General features: G+C 71.1%; 18 protein-coding genes. 4 read left to right on the top strand and 14 right to left on the bottom strand.

What is annotated here, in order from left to right; genetic code table 11:
- Positions 1–23 precede the first annotated feature (23 nt).
- A complete protein-coding gene (locus DP939_RS26285; protein ID WP_225878511.1) occupies positions 24–1556 on the top strand; it encodes an SLC13 family permease in 1533 nt (510 codons plus the stop codon).
- Between the two features lie 192 nt (positions 1557–1748).
- On the opposite strand, the gene DP939_RS26290 is transcribed toward DP939_RS26285, so the two are convergent.
- The 5 genes from DP939_RS26290 to DP939_RS26310 all read right to left on the bottom strand — a co-directional run bounded on the left by DP939_RS26290 (position 1749) and on the right by DP939_RS26310 (position 6225).
- Positions 1749–2342, bottom strand: coding sequence for a YbhB/YbcL family Raf kinase inhibitor-like protein (locus DP939_RS26290; protein WP_199565422.1), 594 nt, complete (start codon positions 2340–2342; stop codon positions 1749–1751).
- Between the two features lie 183 nt (positions 2343–2525).
- Positions 2526–3542 carry an alpha/beta fold hydrolase gene (locus tag DP939_RS26295; RefSeq protein ID WP_113983455.1) on the bottom strand — a complete coding sequence of 339 codons (1017 nt, stop codon included), beginning with the start codon at positions 3540–3542 and terminating at the stop codon, positions 2526–2528.
- Between the two features lies 1 nt (position 3543).
- The gene (fmdA, locus tag DP939_RS26300; RefSeq protein ID WP_113983456.1) at positions 3544–4791 is read right to left on the bottom strand and encodes a formamidase; all 1248 of its coding nucleotides are present in this window, start codon (positions 4789–4791) and stop codon (positions 3544–3546) included.
- A gap of 19 nt (positions 4792–4810) precedes the next feature.
- A complete protein-coding gene (locus DP939_RS26305; protein ID WP_113983457.1) occupies positions 4811–5098 on the bottom strand; it encodes an FmdB family zinc ribbon protein in 288 nt (95 codons plus the stop codon).
- 74 nt (positions 5099–5172) lie between these two features.
- Positions 5173–6225, bottom strand: a complete 1053-nt coding sequence (locus DP939_RS26310; protein WP_113983458.1) for a substrate-binding domain-containing protein — start codon at positions 6223–6225, stop codon at positions 5173–5175.
- A gap of 55 nt (positions 6226–6280) precedes the next feature.
- Here DP939_RS26310 and DP939_RS26315 point away from each other — a divergent pair, with 55 nt between their 5' ends.
- A complete protein-coding gene (locus tag DP939_RS26315; RefSeq protein WP_113983459.1) occupies positions 6281–6736 on the top strand; it encodes a MarR family winged helix-turn-helix transcriptional regulator in 456 nt (151 codons plus the stop codon).
- Between the two features lie 201 nt (positions 6737–6937).
- On the top strand, positions 6938–8272 hold the full coding sequence (locus DP939_RS26320; protein WP_113983460.1) for an MFS transporter: 1335 nt from the start codon (positions 6938–6940) through the stop codon (positions 8270–8272).
- Positions 8273–8308: 36 nt separating this feature from the next.
- On the opposite strand, the gene DP939_RS26325 is transcribed toward DP939_RS26320, so the two are convergent.
- The 3 genes from DP939_RS26325 to DP939_RS26335 form a co-directional block, all read right to left on the bottom strand.
- Entirely contained in the window at positions 8309–9631 is a 1323-nt protein-coding gene (locus DP939_RS26325) for a Dyp-type peroxidase (protein ID WP_113983461.1), read from the bottom strand.
- Entirely contained in the window at positions 9624–10187 is a 564-nt protein-coding gene (locus tag DP939_RS26330; protein ID WP_113983462.1) for a copper chaperone PCu(A)C, read from the bottom strand. The genes DP939_RS26325 and DP939_RS26330 overlap by 8 nt, the downstream gene beginning before the upstream one ends.
- Before the next feature lie 82 nt (positions 10188–10269).
- Positions 10270–10830, bottom strand: a complete 561-nt coding sequence (locus tag DP939_RS26335; protein ID WP_147268142.1) for an MFS transporter — start codon at positions 10828–10830, stop codon at positions 10270–10272.
- Positions 10831–10986: 156 nt separating this feature from the next.
- On the opposite strand from DP939_RS26335, the gene DP939_RS26340 reads away from it, so the two are divergent.
- Positions 10987–11220: a hypothetical protein gene (locus tag DP939_RS26340; RefSeq protein ID WP_147268143.1), complete on the top strand. Its 234-nt coding sequence runs from the start codon at positions 10987–10989 to the stop codon at positions 11218–11220.
- Positions 11221–11483: 263 nt separating this feature from the next.
- On the opposite strand, the gene DP939_RS26345 is transcribed toward DP939_RS26340, so the two are convergent.
- The 6 genes from DP939_RS26345 to DP939_RS26370 form a co-directional block, all read right to left on the bottom strand.
- Positions 11484–12089, bottom strand: coding sequence for a GTP-binding protein (locus DP939_RS26345; RefSeq protein ID WP_113983465.1), 606 nt, complete (start codon positions 12087–12089; stop codon positions 11484–11486).
- The gene (locus DP939_RS26350) at positions 12070–12420 is read right to left on the bottom strand and encodes a DUF742 domain-containing protein (protein ID WP_199565423.1); all 351 of its coding nucleotides are present in this window, start codon (positions 12418–12420) and stop codon (positions 12070–12072) included. Before DP939_RS26350 ends, DP939_RS26345 begins: the two co-directional genes overlap by 20 nt.
- Positions 12417–12842: a roadblock/LC7 domain-containing protein gene (locus DP939_RS26355; protein WP_113983467.1), complete on the bottom strand. Its 426-nt coding sequence runs from the start codon at positions 12840–12842 to the stop codon at positions 12417–12419. Before DP939_RS26355 ends, DP939_RS26350 begins: the two co-directional genes overlap by 4 nt.
- Positions 12823–15108 carry a sensor histidine kinase gene (locus DP939_RS26360; RefSeq protein WP_158578696.1) on the bottom strand — a complete coding sequence of 762 codons (2286 nt, stop codon included), beginning with the start codon at positions 15106–15108 and terminating at the stop codon, positions 12823–12825. The genes DP939_RS26355 and DP939_RS26360 overlap by 20 nt, the downstream gene beginning before the upstream one ends.
- 343 nt (positions 15109–15451) lie before the next feature.
- Entirely contained in the window at positions 15452–16279 is an 828-nt protein-coding gene (locus DP939_RS26365; RefSeq protein ID WP_113983469.1) for a S1 family peptidase, read from the bottom strand.
- 36 nt (positions 16280–16315) lie between these two features.
- On the bottom strand, positions 16316–17803 hold the full coding sequence (locus tag DP939_RS26370; RefSeq protein ID WP_158578697.1) for an alpha/beta fold hydrolase: 1488 nt from the start codon (positions 17801–17803) through the stop codon (positions 16316–16318).
- Positions 17804–17985 lie beyond the last annotated feature (182 nt).

The following is a 17985-nucleotide window of genomic DNA, read 5'->3' on the forward strand; positions in this document are numbered from 1 at the left end:
CCGGCCGACGGATGATCGCGGATGTGACCTACCGCACACTGGATGAGATTCGCGAAACCCTCAGCCCGGCGGAGGAGCGGTTCGAGCGCGCCCGTCGTACGGCGGGGCTCTGGCTGGCGCCGCTCGCCGGCCTGGGGGTCTACCTGGCCACCCCGGGCCTGCCCGACGCGCAGCGGAAGCTGGCGGCCGTCCTCGCCCTGGTGATCGTGGCCTGGATCACCGAGGCCGTCCCGATCCCGGTCACCGCCGCCCTCGGGCTCTCGCTGTGCGCGCTGCTCGGCGTGGCTCCCGCGGCCGAGGTCTTCGGGGCGTTCGCCAGTCCGACGATCTTCCTGTTCATCGGCGGGTTCGTGATCGCCGAGGCGATGATGCGGCACGGCCTGCACCGCAGGTTCGCGTTCTGGATCCTGTCGCTGCCGGGCGTGGCGGCCTCCACGTACCGCACGATGATCGCGTTCGGCCTGGCCACGATGGCGCTCAGCGCGTTCATCTCCAACACCGCGACCACCGCGATGCTACTGCCGATCGCGCTCGGGGTGGTGGCGACGCTGTCGGGGTTCGTGGCCGGTGGCACCGACCCGCGCCGGTTACGGTTCGCCACCGCGATCATGCTGATGCTGGCCTACTCGGCGTCCATCGGCGGGCTGCTGACGCCGATCGGCTCGCCGCCCAACCTGATCGGCCGCGGCCTGATCGAGGACGCCACCGGCACCCGGATACCGTTCTTCACCTGGGTCCTCATGGCCGCGCCCATCGTGCTGGCGATGTTCGCGGTGCTGTGCGTGGTGCTGCTGTGGCTCAACCGGCCCGAGGCGCGGCGGATCGAGGGCGCCGGCGCGTACGTGGCCGCGGAACGCGCCGGGCTCGGGCGCATGTCGGCCGGGGAGCGCAACACGCTCATCGCCTTCGGCGTCGCGGTGGCCCTGTGGATCACGCCGGGTGTCGTGGCGCTGGTGGCGGGCGAGGAGTCGGCCGCCTACCGGACCGCGCTGGCCCGCGCGGACGAGGGCGTCGTCGCGATCGTGGCCGCCGCGCTGCTGTTCGTGCTGCCGGTGGACTGGCGGGCCCGCCGCTTCACGCTGACCTGGAACGAGGCGGTGCGCATCGACTGGGGCACGATCCTGCTGTTCGGGGCGGGCATCGCGCTGGGCAAGCTGCTGTCCTCGACCGGCCTGGCCGAGACGATGGGCCGCAACGCCGCCGCGCTGCTCGGCGTCTCCTCGCTGCTCGGGCTGACCCTGCTGGCCACCCTGGTGGCCATCGTGATCAGCGAGACCACCAGCAACACGGCCAGCGTGGGGGTGGTGGTGCCGATCATCCTGCCGATCGCGACCGCCGCGGGGGTCGAGCCGCTGGTCCCCGCCCTGGCCGCGGTGTTCGGCGCGTCCTTCGGGTTCATGCTGCCGGTCTCCACGCCGCCCAACGCGATCGTGTACGGCTCGGGCATGGTGCCGATCACCCGGATGGTGCGCTCGGGGCTGGTCTTCGACCTGATCGGCGCGGTCGTGATCGTGGCGGGCGTGATGCTGATGGCCCCGGCGGTCGGGCTAGGCTGAACCCCTTGACGATTACGATGGGTGATCGGAACAATACGTCTTGAACACGCTTCGCGGCGTGCGGTGAACCACCACCACTCGGCGTGAGGATCGGCATCACCCACGCGGGTGCCGCCCCCAGCGGGCCGGGGCCCGCCGCTCACCCAGAGCGGCGGCCCCGGTCCCGTGCGGTCCTGCGGCGCTGCGCGGGCTTCACGACAGGCCGGTGATCCTGGCCGAGCCGAGTGAGGCGTTGGCGATGACCTGCGCCGCGGTCCTGATCGAGGAGTTCTGGTTGAGTTCGGTCAGGGTCGCCCGGTTGAGCGCGTGGACCCTGAACTCATAGGTGTTGATCGAGCTGGGCGAGCACGGGCCCTGGTAGCCCCACAGGCTCGCGCTGCCGCGGTAGTAGATCTGCCTGGATCCGGCGGGCACCGGCGGCTGGTAGAGGTGGGCGACGTTCTGCGGAAGCGATGTCGTGCTCACCGGAATGTCGTAGATGATCCAGTGCAGCAGATTGTTGTTGCTGAGGTCGCGCATGATGATCGCGTAACTCTGCGCGCCGGCCGGGGCGTCGGACCACGCCAGCGGCACCGACTCGTTCTTCTTGCGCGAGTCCGGGGGCCTGGCGCTGGTGCACTCGTGGACGATGGGGATGGTGCCGCCCTGGGCGAAGGCGCTGCTGGTGATGGTGAACGCGGCGCGGTTCGCGCCCGAGTTCGCGGTCGCCGGGGAGGCGGCGGCGATGGCGGCCGCCGCGGCGCAGACGGCGAGCGCGACGTGCGACACGACTCGTCTGATGGTCACAGTGGGCTCCTTAAATGGGGTGACTGTGGTGCTCCATCCTTTTTCATATGTTTTTACTGTTGGTGTGGCACAGTGTACGGACGGTGCTTTTCCTTGCCTACCATCTATTTAATTGGCATATCGCCCTATGGCGAAAACGGAGGGGCGGCCACGACGTCCACCGTGACCGCCCCCGCTCCCGCGCTATGACGCCATCAGTTCGCGCAACCCTTCGTCGATGAACCGGACGTCCTCCGGATTGCTGCCGTGCCCCGCGAAGTGGCCCCAAACGCCCGGGATGACCCGCAGCCGGGCATTGGGGATCCGCTCCACGGCCCACGCCTCGTCCTCCGGCGGGAAGTAGAGATCCTTCTCCGCCGGCATGACCAGCGCCTTGGCCTTGATGGAGGCCAGCGCCGCCTCGGTGTCACCGTTGAATCCCGGGGTCAGCCCCACGTCGGCGGAGTGCCAGACGCGCAGCATGGTGAGCAGGTTGTTGGGATCTCTGTCGTCGAGGAAGAAGCCTTCCCAGAAACCGACCAGGAAGTCCTCCAGGGAGGTGTAACCCAGTCGCTCGTACAGGTGCTGCCAGTAGAACGCCTGGGAGAACCCCCATCCGGCGTAGACGCGGGCGGCGGCCCGCAGGCCGGTGGTCAGCCGCCGCTCGCCGTAGAAGCCGCCGTTGTAGTTCCCGTCGGCGGTCAGCGCGGCCCGCACGCCCTCCAGGAACACCTTGTTGTGCGGGCTGGTGTGCGAGGAGCCGCAGAAGGGCGCCATCCGCTGCACCATGTCCGGGTGGCTGACCGCCCACTGGTAGGTCTGCCCCGCGCCCATCGACCAGCCGGTCACCAGGGCCAGGCGCTCCACGCCGAACCGCTCGGTGACCAGCCGGTGCTGGGCCTCCACATTGTCGTACATCGTGACGCGCGGGAACCTGGCCTGGTCGTACGGCTCCGGCGTGTTGCTCGGCGAGCTGGACAGGCCGTTGCCGAACTGGTTGGGCACGATGATGAAGTAGCGTTCCGGGTCCAGGGTCATGCCCGGGCCGATCAGCCACTCGTTGTCCCAGTGCCGCCCGGAGTACCAGGTCGGGTAGACGATCACGTTGTCCTTCGCGGGGGACGGCTCGCCGTACGTCTTGTAGGCGAGCCGCGCCCCCCGCAGGGTCGCGCCGCTGAGGAAGGTGAAGTCCCCCAGCTCGAAGATCTCATAGTCGGACATGTCAGCTGCTGCTGGCGCAGGAGCCCCGGTCGGCCTTCCTCGGGCCGTCCGCGGTCGGGCGGATGTCGAAGTCGAAGATCTCGGTGGGCAGGTAGAGGGTGCAGCAGGCGTTCGGGATGTCCACGACCCCGCTGACCCGGCCCTCCACCGGCGCGGCCCCGAGCAGCAGGTACGCCTGCGCCCCGCTGTAGCCGAAGGTCTTCAGGTACTCGATCGCGTTCAGGCACGCGTTGCGGTAGGCGAGCGTGGCGTCGTTGTAGTAGTTGGTGTCGGTGTCGTGATCGACGGAGATGCCGATGAACGACATGAACTCCGAGTAGCGCGGCTCCACGTTGCCCGGCAGGAACACCGGGTTGGTGGTGATCCCGTACTTCTCCATGCCGCCCTTGATCAGGTCCACATGGAAGTCGATGAACCCGCCCATCTCGATGGCGCCGCAGAAGGTGATCTCGCCGTCGCCCTGGCTGAAGTGCAGGTCGCCGCCGGAGAACAGGGCGCCGGGCACGTAGACCGGGTAGAAGACCCGCGCGCCCCGGCTGAAGTTCTTGATGTCGTGGTTGCCGCCGTTCTCGCGGGGCGGCACGGTACGGGCCCCCTCGCGGCCGACGCGATCCAGGTCCGGGCCGCTGAGCGGCCCGGCGAGCACGCCGTCGCCCAGCGGCGGCAGCGCCAGCGGCGGCACCCGCTGCGGCGCGGTGTCGATCAGGGCCTGCTCGCGGGTGTTCCAGCGGTACAGCAGGTCGGGTGAGGGGGCGGTGCCGAACAGCCCCGGGTGGGTGATGCCGGTGAACCTGACCCCCGGGATGTGCCGGGAGGTGGCCTGCTGGCCGTGGAAGTCCCAGATCGCCTTGTAGGCATCGGGGTACTGGTCGGTCAGGAAACCGCCGCCGTTCTGCTTGGCGAAGATCCCGGTGTAGCCCCAGCCCTGGCCGGGCAGGCTGCCCGACTCCTGCGGCACCGGGCCGATGTCGAGGATATCGATGATCAGCAGGTCGCCCGGCTCCGCGCCCTCCACCGCGATGGGGCCGCTGAGCATGTGGCAGACCGACAGGTTCACATCACGTACGTCGTTGGCGGAGTCGTTGTTGCCGATCTGGCCGTCGGTCCATTCGCGGCACTCCACCCGGAACTCCGCGCCCGGCCGTACCGTGACCGCGGGCGGGATGTCGGGATGCCACCGGTTGTGACCCGGGGCGGCCTGGTCGCGCATGGAACGCGCCTGGTCGACGCTGAAGACGACTTCGGGCATGGCAGAGTCTCCCGTCAGATCAGGGTCGGGGAAGCTTGGCCCACCGCGGGTCGGGCGGGGGCGCCGGGCGCTTCGGGCGCGCCGGGACCCGCTGGGTGACCTGCGGTTCGTGGGCGCTCGCCCGCTCGGCGTCGAGCGCCCGTACCAGTGCGGGCGCGGTGCGCGCCAGCATCGGCGGGGTGTAGACGCGTACGGCGGGCTCGCCGCAGCCGACGCACTCCTCGGTCACCGCCGCCTCGCCGATCGGCCGCCGCACTTCGAACGGACCACATACGGCACACCGGTAGGGATACGTCGCCACGGTCATCAGCCTCCCCAGTATTGCTTCATAAGAAAACTATTTTTCTGCGAAGCAATCGTCAATGGGGCGCGGCTCGAAGTTCAGAGGTCCGCGATCACGTCGAAGCGCAGATCGTCGGCGACCGCGAGGAACATCCGCTGCTCCAGGTGCCTGGCCCTGACCTGTACCGGGCCGCGCGGCCCGTCGTACCCGAGCCCCTCCGACACCTCCAGCATCCGCCGCGCGCTCAGCTCCCCCGCCCTGCGCAGCAGCTCGGCCAGCAGGCGGACGCCCTCGTAACAGGACTCCCCCAGGCTGTTCAGCATCGGCGCCCTGAGCCCGAAGCGGTGGTGGTAGCGGGCGTCGAAGTCGAGCCCGGCGGCCGTCGGCAGCGCGGCGAAGTAACCGGCCGCGGCGAACAACCCGCGCGTCCCGGCGCTGCCGGTCGCCAGCAGCATGTTCTCCTCCATCAGCGGGCTGAAGCGCAGCGCGTCGATGCCCGCCGCGCCGTACTGCCGGTTGAACGCCACGGCGTCATCGCCCACCAGCAGCATCAGCACCGCGTCGCAGGGCGTGGCGCGCAGCCGGCCGAGCACGCCGCCGAAGTCGCCGGTGCCCAGCCTGACGTAGATCTCGTCGGTCAGCGTGCCGCCCAGGTCGGCCAGGTAGGACCGCACCTCGGCGGCCGTCCTGCGCGGCCACACGTAGTCGTCGCCCACGATCGCCCAGCGGCGTACGCCCAGCTCGGCGCGGAACCAGCGGAGCGCGGGCCGGAGCTGCCGCGCGGGCGTCTCACCGGTCAGGAACACCCACGGCGCCCGCTCGCCGCCCTCGTACAGCGCGGTGTAGACGTACGGCACGCGCCCGGCGATCCGCGGCGCCACGACCTCGCGTACGGCGGAGATGTGCCAGCCCACCACGGCGTCCACCGCGCCGCCGGACACCAGCAGGTCGATCTCGTCGGCCACCTGGCGCGGCGGGGCGCCGCCGTCCACCGTGATCAGCCTGATCTCCCGGCCGAGCACCCCCGCGCCCGCGTTGATCTCCTCGGCCGCCAGCCGGGCGCACAGCTCGCAGGACGGCCCGAATATGCCCGCGGGCCCGCGCAGCGGTACCAGGAGCGCGACGTCGATGGCCCCGGTTGATGCGACCATACTTGGTATTAGTACCGGAATCTCCCCCCACGGAACGGTAATCTTCAGGTCACAGATGGAGACGACGACCGAATCCCCGGATCCGGCGGGCGCCACCGCCCGCGGGATCGACCTGCCCCGGCTGCTCACCCTGGCGGAGCGGCGGGTCACCACGCGGCTGTCCGCCGCCCTCGGCGCGGCAGGCGGCACCGTGGAGGAGTGGCGGGTGATGGGCCTGCTCGCGGACGGCGACGGCCACCCCATGTCGGAGATCGCCGACCACGCGCTGCTGGCTCCGCCCACGCTCACCAAAATCGTGGACCGGATGGTCTCGGACAACCTCGTCTACCGCAGGGCCGACGAGACCGACCGCCGCCGGGTGCTGGTGTTCCTGTCCGAACGCGGGCATGAGGCCCACCACCGCCTGTCCACCGCCGCGGACACCGAGCTCGCCGCCCTCGCCGCCCATCTCGGCGTCCCGGAGACCGGCCACCTCGCCACCCTCCTCACCGCCCTCGCCGCCCGCCGCTGAAACCAGCGGAAACCAGGCCGAAACCGGCGTAAGGCCGGTGCTGAGATCGGCGCTGAGACCGGGCTGGATCGGTCCTGGATCCGGCTTGATCGGAGTCGGACCGGAATTGTCGGTGGCCTCCTCTATGTTGGGGCGGTTGTCACGTTGTCCACCGCGAGTGGCGTTGCTGCCCTTTTGGCCGTTTCGCCGGAGGCCCCTCTCATGACCGAACCGACCGCCGCCGACGCCGACACCGCCTCGCGCTGGTTTCGCGGCCCGTTCCGTCCCTTCCAGTACGGCCAGTACCGCCTGCTCACCGGCTCGCTGACGGCCTCCCTGCTGGGCGAGGGGCTGTGGCTGATGGCCATGGTCTGGCAGGTGATCGCGCTCGGCGGCGGCGCCGCCGACCTGTCGATCGTCTCGACCGGCACCGCCGTGGGCATGGTCGCGACCGCCCTGCTCGGCGGCGTGGTCGCCGACCGGGTGCCGCAGCGCCGTATCCTGCTGGTCACCGAGACCGTCCTGGCCACCGCCGCCATCGTGATCGCGGTGCTCGCGCTGCTCGGCGTCGTGCAGATCTGGCAGCTGGCCGCCGTCGCGCTGATCCGCGGCCTGGGCAGCGGCTTCTACTACCCCGCCTACTCCGCGATGCTGCCGTCGATCGTCCCGGCGAGTCACCTGCTCGCCGCCAACGGCTTCGAGGGCATGCTGCGCCCGGTGGCCCTCCAGGCGGCGGGCCCCGCGCTGGCCAGCCTCATGGTCGCGGCCCACTCCCCCGCCGCCGCGCTGACCGTGGGCGCGGCGGCGCAGGTGGCCGCGGCGGTCTTCCTGGTCCTGCTCCGCCCGGTCGCGCTGCGGCGCGACCGCAGCGCCGAGGCGGGCGGGCATCCCGTCCGCTCGATGCTGGCCGACCTGCGCGAGGGTTTCGTCTACATGGTCAAGACGCCCTGGCTGCTGGCCACGCTGGTCTTCTCCGCGCTGATGGTCCTGCTGGTGATGGGGCCGATAGAGGTGCTGATCCCGTTCGCGGTCAAGGACGGCGCGGGCGGCGGCCCGAAGGATCACGCGATCGTGATGGCCGCCTTCGGCATCAGCGGCGCGATCGCGTCCCTGGCGATGGCCTCCCGCAGGCTGCCCAGGCGCTACCTGACCGTGATGAACGTCATGTGGGGCCTGGCCAGCCTGCCGTTCGTGCTGATCGGGGTGGCCGACCAGATCTGGCTGATCGTGGTGGCCGCGTTCGTGCTCGGCGCGCTGTTCAACGCCCCGATGGTGATCTGGGGCACGCTGTTGCAGCGCCGGGTGCCGCCCGCGCTGCTCGGGCGGGTGTCCAGCCTCGACTTCTTCGTGTCGCTGGTCTTCATGCCGATCTCGATGGCGCTCGCCGGTCCGGTGAGCGAGGCGGTCGGCCTGACCCCGACGTTCGTGATCGCGGGCCTGCTTCCGCTGCCCATCGCCATCGCGGCGATCCTGCTCGCCCGGCTGCCCGCCGACGAGATCGCCCACCCCCTCGACCACCCGGCCGAGGACGCCGTACCGGCCCCGGCCACGAGCTGACCGGCAGGGCTCCCTCTGGGGAGCCCTGCCGGTGGGTCAGGCCAGCAGGGTCTGGCCGATCCAGCCGTCCGGGCCGCAGCCCGGCGGGACGGCGAAGACGGCCGAGCCGATCGGGATGGTCCACTCGTTCAGCAGGTCCGCTTCGGCCAGTCTGCGCTGGACGGGCACGAACTGCCGGTCGATGTCGGCCTGGTACGACGCGAAGAGCAGCCCGGAGTCGGCGGTGCCGCGCTCGGACACGCCCTCGTCGTAGTTGTAGACCCGGCGGAAGATCCGCATGCCGGGGTCTTCGACCCGGGCCCTGCGGATGTGCGCGTACTCCGAGATCATCGGCAGCCCGCTGGTGCCGAGCCGGGCGAAGTCCGGCTCGTCGTGCTCCTGGCGGCCGGTGAGGGGGGCGCCGGTGGCCAGGCGGCGTCCGACGGTGAACTCCTTGGCCACCACGTCGGCGGCGTCCCAGCTTTCCAGCTCGGCCCGGATCCGGCGCAGGACCAGCGTGGTGCCGCCGTGCAGCGGGCCGCCGCCGGTGATCCAGACGGCGCGCTCGAAGTCCGGCGTACCGGGGGCGGGGTTCACCGTGCCGTCGAGCTGGCCCATCACGTTGCGCTGGGTGAGCCCGGGGCGCTGGGTGTGCGCGGCCCGGCGGAACCCGCGCTGGGTCCACCGGACGTCCGCGAACGACCGCGCGTCCTTGACGATCATACGCAGCGCGTGCGCCACGGTGAGCGGGTCGTCCGCGCAGATCTGGACCAGCAGGTCACCGCCGCTCCAGCGGTCCTCCAGCTTGTCGATCTTGAAGCCCGGCAGGTCCTCGACCGGCGCCTTGCCTCCCACGGCGGCGAACAGCCCGGGGCCGAAGCCGAACGTGACGGTGAGCCGGGCGGGCAGCGCCGCCAGCTCCGGCTCGGTGTCGGCCAGCGCCGGTCGTCCCTGGGTGAGCCTGCGGGCGTCATCGGTGAGCAGCCGCATCATCCGCGACACGCTGTCCCGGTCGGCGCCGCGCCGCAGGTCCAGCCCGAGGAACACGGCGTGGGCCTGCGGCGACGTGGCGATCCCCGCCTGGTGCGGGCCATGGAACGCCTCGACGGCCGTCCCGTCCGCCACGCTCCCGGCCTGCGCGGGCGTCGCCCGCCCGGCCGTGGCCACCGCCCCGGCCACCGCCGCCGCCCCGCCGTACAGGATCCCCCGGCGGCTGACCCCGGCGGCCGTCCCGGACTCCCGGCGCGCCTGCCGCCGGTCACCCGCGACGGCCTTCGGGCGAGACTCCGGCCGGAGGCCCGCGTCCGCGGTCGTGCCGGGCTCCGATCGGATGCCGGGGACGGCCCTCTGGAGGGCCGGGGACTCTCGGTGGTCACTCATGGGTGCCGCCCTCGTCCATGTCCTCCATGCCCGGCTGGTAGTTCTCCTTGGCGCCCGCGAAGTCCTTGCCCATGGCGGTGAAGGAGAAGGTGCCGCCGTCCTTGAAGGTGAGGGTGAAGGGGATCTCGGCGCCGGGCTCGACCTTCTTGGCGATGTCCATCAGCATGATGTGGTCGCCGCCGGGGGTGAGCCGGTGGGAGCCGCCCGCCGGGATCACGAAGCCGCCCTCCTTCGGGCGCATGATCATTTTGCCTTTCGACTCCACGACCTCGTGCAGTTCGACCTTCGGGGACAGCGGCGTGCTGCCCGCGACGACGGTGATGTCCGCGCCGCTGTTGTTGACCAGCGTCCCGAAGGCGGCGGACATGCCCTTGTCCGCGGTCTTGACCCAGGGGTCGGTGATGCTGAGCGCCGCCCCGGTGGGCTTGCTGGACGCCGGCGCGCTCGCGGACGCCGACGCGGGGGCGGCGGCGGGGGCCGCCTGGGAGGTGCCGCAGGCCGTGGTGAGCGCGGCGACGGCCAGGCCGACAGTGGCGATGGTGACACGCTTGAACATGGATGTGAGCCCTTCTCAACTGATTCGAGCCCGGCGGGCGGTCCGCACACGCCGGGAACACCCGAACCGGCGTACGGCCGGATCAGGCGGACACGGTGAGAAGGGCTCCAGGGGGCCCGCGGCGGCCCATGCCGTGGCCGAGCGTGAGCGAGTACCGGGGCACCGGGTGCTCGGCCGGGACGATCGTGATCGGCCGGCCGTACGGCACGGGGGCGGCGATCAGGACCGGCGCGAGACGTACCGCGAACCGCCGGATCAGCGCCCACAGCAGCGCCTCGCCGCGAGCCAGCCAGATCGCCGCCAGCACGACCGCCCAGCCGTGCATGACCAGCATGCCCAGGTCGATCGTGATCGCGGCGGAGTGGCCGTGCGCGTGGGCGGCCTGCGGCTCGGCGGCGTGCGCCGCCGAGAACAGTACGTGCAGCCCGGCCTGGGCGGCGGCGAGCATCGGCAGGATCACCGCGAGCGGACGCTCCCGGCCCGCCAGCGCGTGGGCCGGGCCGAAGGAGAACAGCAGCGCCACCAGCGCCGACACCGCCGAGACCGACCCGCCCGCGAACGCGTGCGCGCCGACGCCGAGCATGACGGAGACCGCGGCGAAGGCGGCGGCCCGCAGCAGGCGCAACGGCGACGTGGCTGACATATCGCCATCATTCTGGCACCGCCCCCCGACGCCCGTCGCACCACTCCCGTGGAGATGACCTTTGACGCCCGCACGGACGTCATGAAAACGCGGAGACGGCTTCGTACGGTGACCGGGAAGGCCATCACCTCGATGGCCCGGACCAAGGGGGTTCTCATGGGACGCTGGGAAGGAAAAGACCAGTGGGGGCGTCCGGTGGAGTCGTCACCCGGCAGTGATCCGACGCTCAAGGACTCATCGCACGCGCCCGTCGAACCGGGCAATGTCACCTATCCCGACCCGGTCTCCGGCAAATATCCCGACGGATCGGACAGCGTGAAGTTCGGTGGCGGCGGCTCCGGCGATGACGGAGGCGGCTTCCTGGACATGCTCGGCGACCTGTTCTCCTGACCGGGCCCACGCGGCCCGCGGCGCAGGCGCGCATGACCGGCCGGCCTCGCTGCTCCGCCGCCGGAGCAGCGAGGCGCTCAGGCGGTGAGGCGTTCCGCCTCGTGGTACAGGGCCTCAATGAGGAGAAGCTCCACCAGCGTGTCCTTCTCCAGGCCGTCGAGCACTTCCATCGGGCCTCCCTGAGTACTCGACGCCCGGAACTGCGCGCCCGTTGACAGACCCGCGACCACGCGCATGAATCCCGGCGCGCGCGACCCCGGGCCTCAGCCGAGGTGCGCCGAGACGGCCTGACCGCCTTCCACGGCGTACCGCACCAGGGTGGTGAGCACTTCCTTGACCGACGCGCGCTCGCGTACGTCGCAGAGGACGACCGGGATGGTCCCGGCGAGGCCCAGCGCCCGCCGTACCTTGGCCGGGTCGTAGCGGCGGGCCCCGTCGAAGCAGTTGACGCCGACGACGAAGGGGATGCCGCGCTGCTCGAAGTAGTCCACGGCCGGGAAGCAGTCCTGGAGCCGCCGGGTGTCGGCCAGGACGACCGCGCCGAGCGCGCCCAGGGCGAGTTCGTCCCACATGAACCAGAACCTGTCCTGGCCCGGCGTGCCGAACAAGTACAGCCACAGCCCCTCGCGGATGGTGATCCGGCCGAAGTCCAGCGCCACCGTGGTGGTGATCTTGGCCTCCACGCCCGAGGTGTCGTCGACTCCGACGCCCCGCTCGCTCAGCAGTTCCTCGGTGTGCAGGGGCCGGATCTCGCTGATCGTGCCGACCATGGTGGTCTTGCCGACGCCGAAGCCGCCCGCGATGAGGATCTTGATGGCCAAGGCCGGAGCGACGGTCGTCGTGCCCGGCTCAGAGGCTGCGTAGTCCATGCAGCACTTCCCTGTAGATACGTTCGTCGATCGTCTGCGTCGCGGGACGCGGGCGCTCGATGGTGATGAAACCCTCGCGGCGCAGGTCGCCCAGGATGACCCGGGTGATGTTGAGCGGCAGCGCGAGGTGGGCCGCGACGTCCGCCACCGGCGTGGGCCTGCGGCACAGCGAGAGCACGGCGCGATGCTCCGGAATCAGGTCCGCGGGCTCGTAGGAGCCGCTGACCGTCCTGACGATGGCCACCAGGTCGAACGACTCGCCCTGCGGGCGCGCCCTGCCCCCGGTCAGCCCGAACAGCCGGATCAGCGGCCCTGGATCCTCGCCTGTCACTGCCTCCCGCCGTTCCAGGCGGGCGCCGGGGCCGCTCCCCTCGGCTGCGTGGAGAGGTGCTCACCGACCCGCTTGACCAGGAGCGCCATCTCGTAGGTGACCATGCCCAACTCGGCGTCGGCGGCGGCCAGTACGGCCAGCCGGGCGCCCTGCCCGGCCGCGGTGACGAACAGAAAGCCGCCCTCCATCTCGATGATCGTCTGGCGTACGCCGCCGAGCGCGAAGTGCCGTCCCGCGCCCATCGCGAGGCTGTGGCTGCCCGCGGAGATGGCCGACAGGTGCTCGGCGTCCTCCCGGGTCAGCTCCCGGGAGCCGCCCATGGCCAGGCCGTCGGCCGACAGCACGATGGCGTGCCGGATGCCGGGCACGCGCTGGGTGAGGTCGTCCAGCAGCCAGCTCAGTTCATTTCTGGGGTCGGGCATCGGGATGGTCGTCCTTTCCGTTCCACGCGTCGTCTCCCTGCTCGGCCTGGCGGCGGCCCTGCTGCCAGCCGCGTTGCATGGAGGACATCAACTGGGCGAGCTCTTCCGGAGAGCGCACCGAGACCGCCCGCCGCTCCATCGTGGAGCGGGCGGCGCGAAGCTGGGGGGCCATGCTGGCCTGGGGGACCCGCATGGGCAGCCCGTCTAGGTCCGCGTCGGCGTCCTGGGCGGGCACGGTGACGCTCCACCCGCCCGCCGGGGCCGGAGCCGGAGCCGTTCGCCGCCGCCGTTGCGGGCGCGAGGGCCCGGTCTCGAACCAGGCCCCCTGCTCAGGTCCGGGCTCGGGGGCCACGGCCGTGGTGCCGAGCGCGCGCATCGCCCGCCCGCCGGTGCGGACGACCGCCGCGTGGTCCGTCTCGGACGGCGCGGCGGCGGCCGGTTCCTCCCCGGCCAGCAGGGCGGAGGGCAGCAGCGCTATCGCGGTGGTCCCGTCGTACGGCGAGGGCCGCAGCATGATCTTGATGCCGTGCCGCGCCGCCAGCCGGGACACCACGAACAGGCCGAGCCGGTCGCTGTCGGCCAGGTCGAACTCCGGCGGGGTGGCCAGCCGGGCGTTGAGGTCGTCGAGGGTGGCCTGGTTCAGGCCGAGCCCCCGGTCCTCGATCTCCAGCGCGAAGCCGTTGGCCGCGCTCATGCCGCGGATCTGCACCGTCGTGTGGGGGGGCGAGAAGACCGTGGCGTTCTCCACCAGCTCGGCGATCAGGTGGATCACGTCGGTGACGACCGCGCCGACCAGCAGCGGGGCGTTCGGCATGGGGGCGACCGTGACGCGGGTGTAGTCCTCGACCTCCAGCACCGCCGAGCGTATGACGTCGAACAGCGGCACCGGGTCGCGCCACCGGCGGGCGGGGGCCGAGTCGGACAGGATGATCAGGTTCTCCGCGTGCCGCCGCATGCGGGTGGTCAGGTGGTCGAGCTTGAACAGGTCCTCAAGGATCTCCGGCTCGTCCACCCGGCGTTCCATCGTGTCCAGCAGGGCGAGCTGGCGGTGCAGCAGCGCCTGGTTGCGCCAGGCCAGGTTGAGGAAGACCTGGGAGACGCCCTTGCGCAGGGTGGCCTGGCCGACGGCGGCCTCGATCGCGGTACGCCGTACCGCCGAGAACGCCTGCGCCACGCGGTCCACCTCGGCGGTGTCGCCGCGGTCGAGGGCGGGCGCCTCGGTGGCGGGGTCCACGTCGTCGCCGCGGCGCAGCCGCTCCACCAGCCTGGGGAGCCGCTGCTCGGCCAGCTCGGTCGCCGACGCCTGCAACCGCAGCAGCTCGGCGATCAGCAGGCGGCCGAAGCGGAAGGACAGCGCGATCGACAGGAGCACGGCGGCCAGGCCCAGCAGCACGACCAGGCCCGACCGCCAGTAGGCCGCGGTCTTCTGCGCCTCTGTCTCGGCCATGACGCGGACCAGTTCGCGCTGGGTGCCGCGGTTGATCACGTCGAGCATGTGGGCGGCGTCGCTCTTCCACCGGACGGGGTCCACCGGCGGCGCGTTGCCGCTGGTGTCCCATCCGAACAGTTCGTCCTCGGTCGCGAGCAGCCGCTTGTAGGGGGCGCCGTGGATCAGCTCGTCGAGGTTCACCCGCAGCTCGGGGCTCGCGTCGCGCTCGGCGGTGGCGAAGATCGTCCGGCGGCTGTTGAACGCGGCCACGAACGCGGCGCGGTCGGTGGGGCCCATCTTGTTGTGCACGGTCGTGCTGGTGATGATCGCGTGCTCGCGGCCGAGATACTCGGCGGTCGAAGTGTAGGCCGCCATGCCGCTCACCGCGCGGTAGACCGACACCTCGCTCGGCGGCTGGTGCTCGCCCAACTGCTTGTTCGCGACGCTGATCAGGCCGTCGTACGCGTTGATGATCTTCAGTGGCGGGGTGAGCGCGCCCGAGTCGGCGGTGGTGCGCAGCGCCTGGAGTCCGTCCAGCGCCCGTACCACGTCAAGTACCTGGGCCGGGGTCTCCGTGTCCGGCGCCGCAAGGTCCAGGGTGCCGATCACGTCGCGCAGCCGCTCGGCCTTGCCGTCGGTGACCCGCCGCTGCTCGATCAGCGGCGCGTAGGAGCCGGTGCCGCGCGGCGCCTCCGCGGACAACTGGCGCTCTCGCTGCAACTCAACGATCAGTTGCAGCACCGGCGAGCCGATGGCCTCCCAGCGGTCCTGCGCCTGCGAGACCGTGATGATCTCCGCGACGCTGGAGGACGTGATGAACCCCCACAAGGCGACCATAGAGATCAGTGGCAGGAGCAGGATCCGAAACAGCTTGGACCGAATCGGCGGGGGCGAACTCATCCATCATGTCCAATTTTGCGTGTGGTGGTGCGGCCGGGCAGCCGTGAGCCCTGAGCCGCCCCCCGACATTGCCCGCTACGACTGGTGCCTATGGTGCGTCCACTATGCCGATGGGGCACATGTACTTCAAGCGACCTATGTGAACAATCACAGGAATTGTTCTACCAGAGCGCACATTCATGCACAGTGAGTGACCGATGTGCCCGGCTTCTCGCACACAGTGACGATCGACCGGCGTGATCCCCTGCCCGACCCGCCGATGGATCGCTCCACTATCCGATCATGAGCGCGGGCCGGGCCGGGGCAGCAGGCAACCGGCGCGGCCGAGGTCGAGCTTGCCGCCCGCGCCGACGCAGGTGGTGAGCCAGTACGTCTGCGTGCCGTACGCGAGGTTCTTGTGCACGCTGATGACGCCGTCGCGGTCCATCTCGCACGGGTTGTCCAGCGTGCACCGGCCGCCCTCCCGGTTGCTGGTGTTGTTGATCCCCACGACCTGGCCGGTCGCCGCGTCGACGATCGGCGAGCCGGACGTGCCGGGGCCGGTGTCGCACTTGCGGGTGTACCGGATGACGTCCTTGGTCACGTTGCCCGTCTCCAGCACCCGGTAGACGAGCTTGCCGATGCCACATGAGAAGATCTTCCTGTGACTGCCGGAGATGACCTTGATGTCCGTGCCCACCTGGGGGCGCTTCGATGACAGGGTCAGCGGCCTGACACGGTACTTCTGCTCCAGTTGCCGGTAGGTCTCGTTCAGCCGGTAGAGCGCGATGTCGGTACCGGTCAGCGTCACGTAGACCGCCCTGGCCGTGAAGAGCGAGGCCACCGGCTCCCCTGCGGCGTCGAGCAGGTCGAAGGCGCGCTGGGCCGGCCGGTCGACCAGCACCTCGTCCGCGACCGGCCCTGCGCCCTCGTAGCAGTGCCCGTTGGTCATGATCAGGGCCGGGTCGTCGGGCGCGCCGGACGGCGTCCGTACCAGAGCGCCCGAGCAACCGCCCACGTTGATGGTGCCCGCCAGGTCCACGGTCGCGGCCTGCGCCGGGGGCGACATGAGGGTGAGGCCGAGGAAGGCGGCGCCGAGCACCGCGCCGATTCGCCGAAAGATGGGCATGTCACGTCCGTTCGCGTTCATGGGGAGGGGCCGCGCTCACTGCGCCGCGGGGCAGGTGCCCGTGGTGGTACGGCCGGTGCGGAAGAACTCGATCACCTTGGCGCTGCACGGGGTCCGGATCACCCCGCCGTGGTCGTTGTCCGGGAACGTCAACAGGGCCCCGCCGGCGGCCTTCGCGGTGTCCACGGCCCATGAGTACGGCGTGGAAATCTCGGAGCGGTGGCCGGAGATCTGGAGCGGGCTGGTCCCCTTGACCGGCTTCCACGGTTGTTCGGGCCATGGCCACCCCGCGCAGAAGCCGGCGAACTGGGTGAACAGGCCGCCGCTCATCGGGAAGGCACGCTCGCGGGCCCGCGCGTCGGCCCACAGCCGCTCGAAGTCGCGTCCGCCGGCGCCCTCGTTGCAGAAGATCGCGTTGTACTGGACGGCGTTCAGCCCGAAGGGCGTGTCATCGAACCCGAACACCTGCGGGGAGGCCGGGTCCGGACGCGCCGACCGCGGGACGCCGCCTTCGCGGGCGGTGGCGAGGTCCCTGGCGTTGGAGACCCACGAGGAGGGGTCTCCGCCCGCCGTCGTCCGGACCCAGTCGCCGTCCAGCACCGCCCCCTTGTCGATCACCCGTGGCCTGCGGTCGAGCCGGTCGCGCAGCGCGGAGATCGCCTTGCCCGCCGCGGCGGTGGTCGTGCCGAAGTGGAACTCGTCGTCGTGCCTGGCCAGCCAGGGCAGGAACAGCTGATACTGCCGCTCGGCGAACGCTTCCACCGAGGCGTCCATGGCGGTGAGGTCCATGACGGGGGGCATCGGCGACTCCACCCACATCCTGCCCACCCGGTGGTCGAACAGCGACCGGTAGTTCACGGCCACCGCGGTGCCGTAGGACACCCCGTAGAAGTCGATCGTCGACTCGCCGAGCGCGGCCCGGATCGAATCGACGTCACGGGCGATGTTCGTGGTGGTCAACTGCCGGGCGAAGCCGGGGTCCTTCGCGACGCACCGCCTGTTGTACGCGGCGGCCTCGTCGAAGGACGCCCTGGCCCGCGCCTTCTCGTCCTTGCCGGGCTTGGCCGACGACGGCTTCTTCCGCTCTTCGTCGCCCGGACAATCGATCTTGTCGCTGTAGCCCGCCCCCCGGGGGTCGAGCCCGACCAGGTCGTGATCGACGGCCAGCTCGCGCAGGGCGTTGGCGGAGTAGGACGACGGGGCGCTGATGTTGCTGATGCCCGGACCGCCGGGGCTGATCACCAGTACGCCCCGGCGTTTGCCGGGATCGGCGGCCTTCAGCCTGCTCACCGCGATCTTGATGGTGCGACCCTCGGGTTTCGCGTAGTCCATCGGAACGCTCAGCATCGTGCATTCCGACTTGGTGTCCTCGGGGACGGGCCAGTCCTTGGCCGTCGTGGCGCACGGACGCCACTTCAGCGGCTCCGCCGCGGCGGCCGGGGCGGCGACGTTCACGACCGGCAGCCCGATCAGGAACGCGACCGCGACCGCCGCCGGGCGGGTGAGAAGGCGAGTGCTGAGCATCGTCGAGTCCTTCGGTGGTCCTGCCCGCGTGCCCGCGGCACGGCGGGGCACGGCGGGGCACGCCGTCGGGCGTGCGCCCCCAGGGTGGCCCGCCCACTTCTCCATGGCGTCGCAGCCGTGTATCGGCCACCGCGCGGCCGTGTATCAAGCCTGTATCAGCGTCTTCGCAGGACACCGGCCGT

This window comes from Spongiactinospora rosea (assembly GCF_003315795.1).
Taxonomy (GTDB): Bacteria; Actinomycetota; Actinomycetes; order Streptosporangiales; family Streptosporangiaceae; genus Spongiactinospora; species Spongiactinospora rosea.

Coding starts and splice junctions, on each gene's coding strand:
- DP939_RS26295 (WP_113983455.1), bottom strand. CDS start 3,542: ATGTCCGACTATGAGATCTTCGAGCTGGGGGACTTCACCTTCCTCAGC.
- DP939_RS26345 (WP_113983465.1), bottom strand. CDS start 12,089: ATGGACTACGCAGCCTCTGAGCCGGGCACGACGACCGTCGCTCCGGCC.
- DP939_RS26305 (WP_113983457.1), bottom strand. CDS start 5,098: ATGACCGTGGCGACGTATCCCTACCGGTGTGCCGTATGTGGTCCGTTC.
- DP939_RS26340 (WP_147268143.1), top strand. CDS start 10,987: ATGGGACGCTGGGAAGGAAAAGACCAGTGGGGGCGTCCGGTGGAGTCG.
- DP939_RS26320 (WP_113983460.1), top strand. CDS start 6,938: ATGACCGAACCGACCGCCGCCGACGCCGACACCGCCTCGCGCTGGTTT.
- DP939_RS26365 (WP_113983469.1), bottom strand. CDS start 16,279: ATGCCCATCTTTCGGCGAATCGGCGCGGTGCTCGGCGCCGCCTTCCTC.
- DP939_RS26355 (WP_113983467.1), bottom strand. CDS start 12,842: ATGCCCGACCCCAGAAATGAACTGAGCTGGCTGCTGGACGACCTCACC.
- DP939_RS26325 (WP_113983461.1), bottom strand. CDS start 9,631: ATGAGTGACCACCGAGAGTCCCCGGCCCTCCAGAGGGCCGTCCCCGGC.
- DP939_RS26370 (WP_158578697.1), bottom strand. CDS start 17,803: ATGCTCAGCACTCGCCTTCTCACCCGCCCGGCGGCGGTCGCGGTCGCG.
- fmdA (WP_113983456.1), bottom strand. CDS start 4,791: ATGCCCGAAGTCGTCTTCAGCGTCGACCAGGCGCGTTCCATGCGCGAC.
- DP939_RS26310 (WP_113983458.1), bottom strand. CDS start 6,225: ATGGTCGCATCAACCGGGGCCATCGACGTCGCGCTCCTGGTACCGCTG.
- DP939_RS26315 (WP_113983459.1), top strand. CDS start 6,281: ATGGAGACGACGACCGAATCCCCGGATCCGGCGGGCGCCACCGCCCGC.
- DP939_RS26335 (WP_147268142.1), bottom strand. CDS start 10,830: ATGTCAGCCACGTCGCCGTTGCGCCTGCTGCGGGCCGCCGCCTTCGCC.
- DP939_RS26360 (WP_158578696.1), bottom strand. CDS start 15,108: ATGGTCGCCTTGTGGGGGTTCATCACGTCCTCCAGCGTCGCGGAGATC.
- DP939_RS26330 (WP_113983462.1), bottom strand. CDS start 10,187: ATGTTCAAGCGTGTCACCATCGCCACTGTCGGCCTGGCCGTCGCCGCG.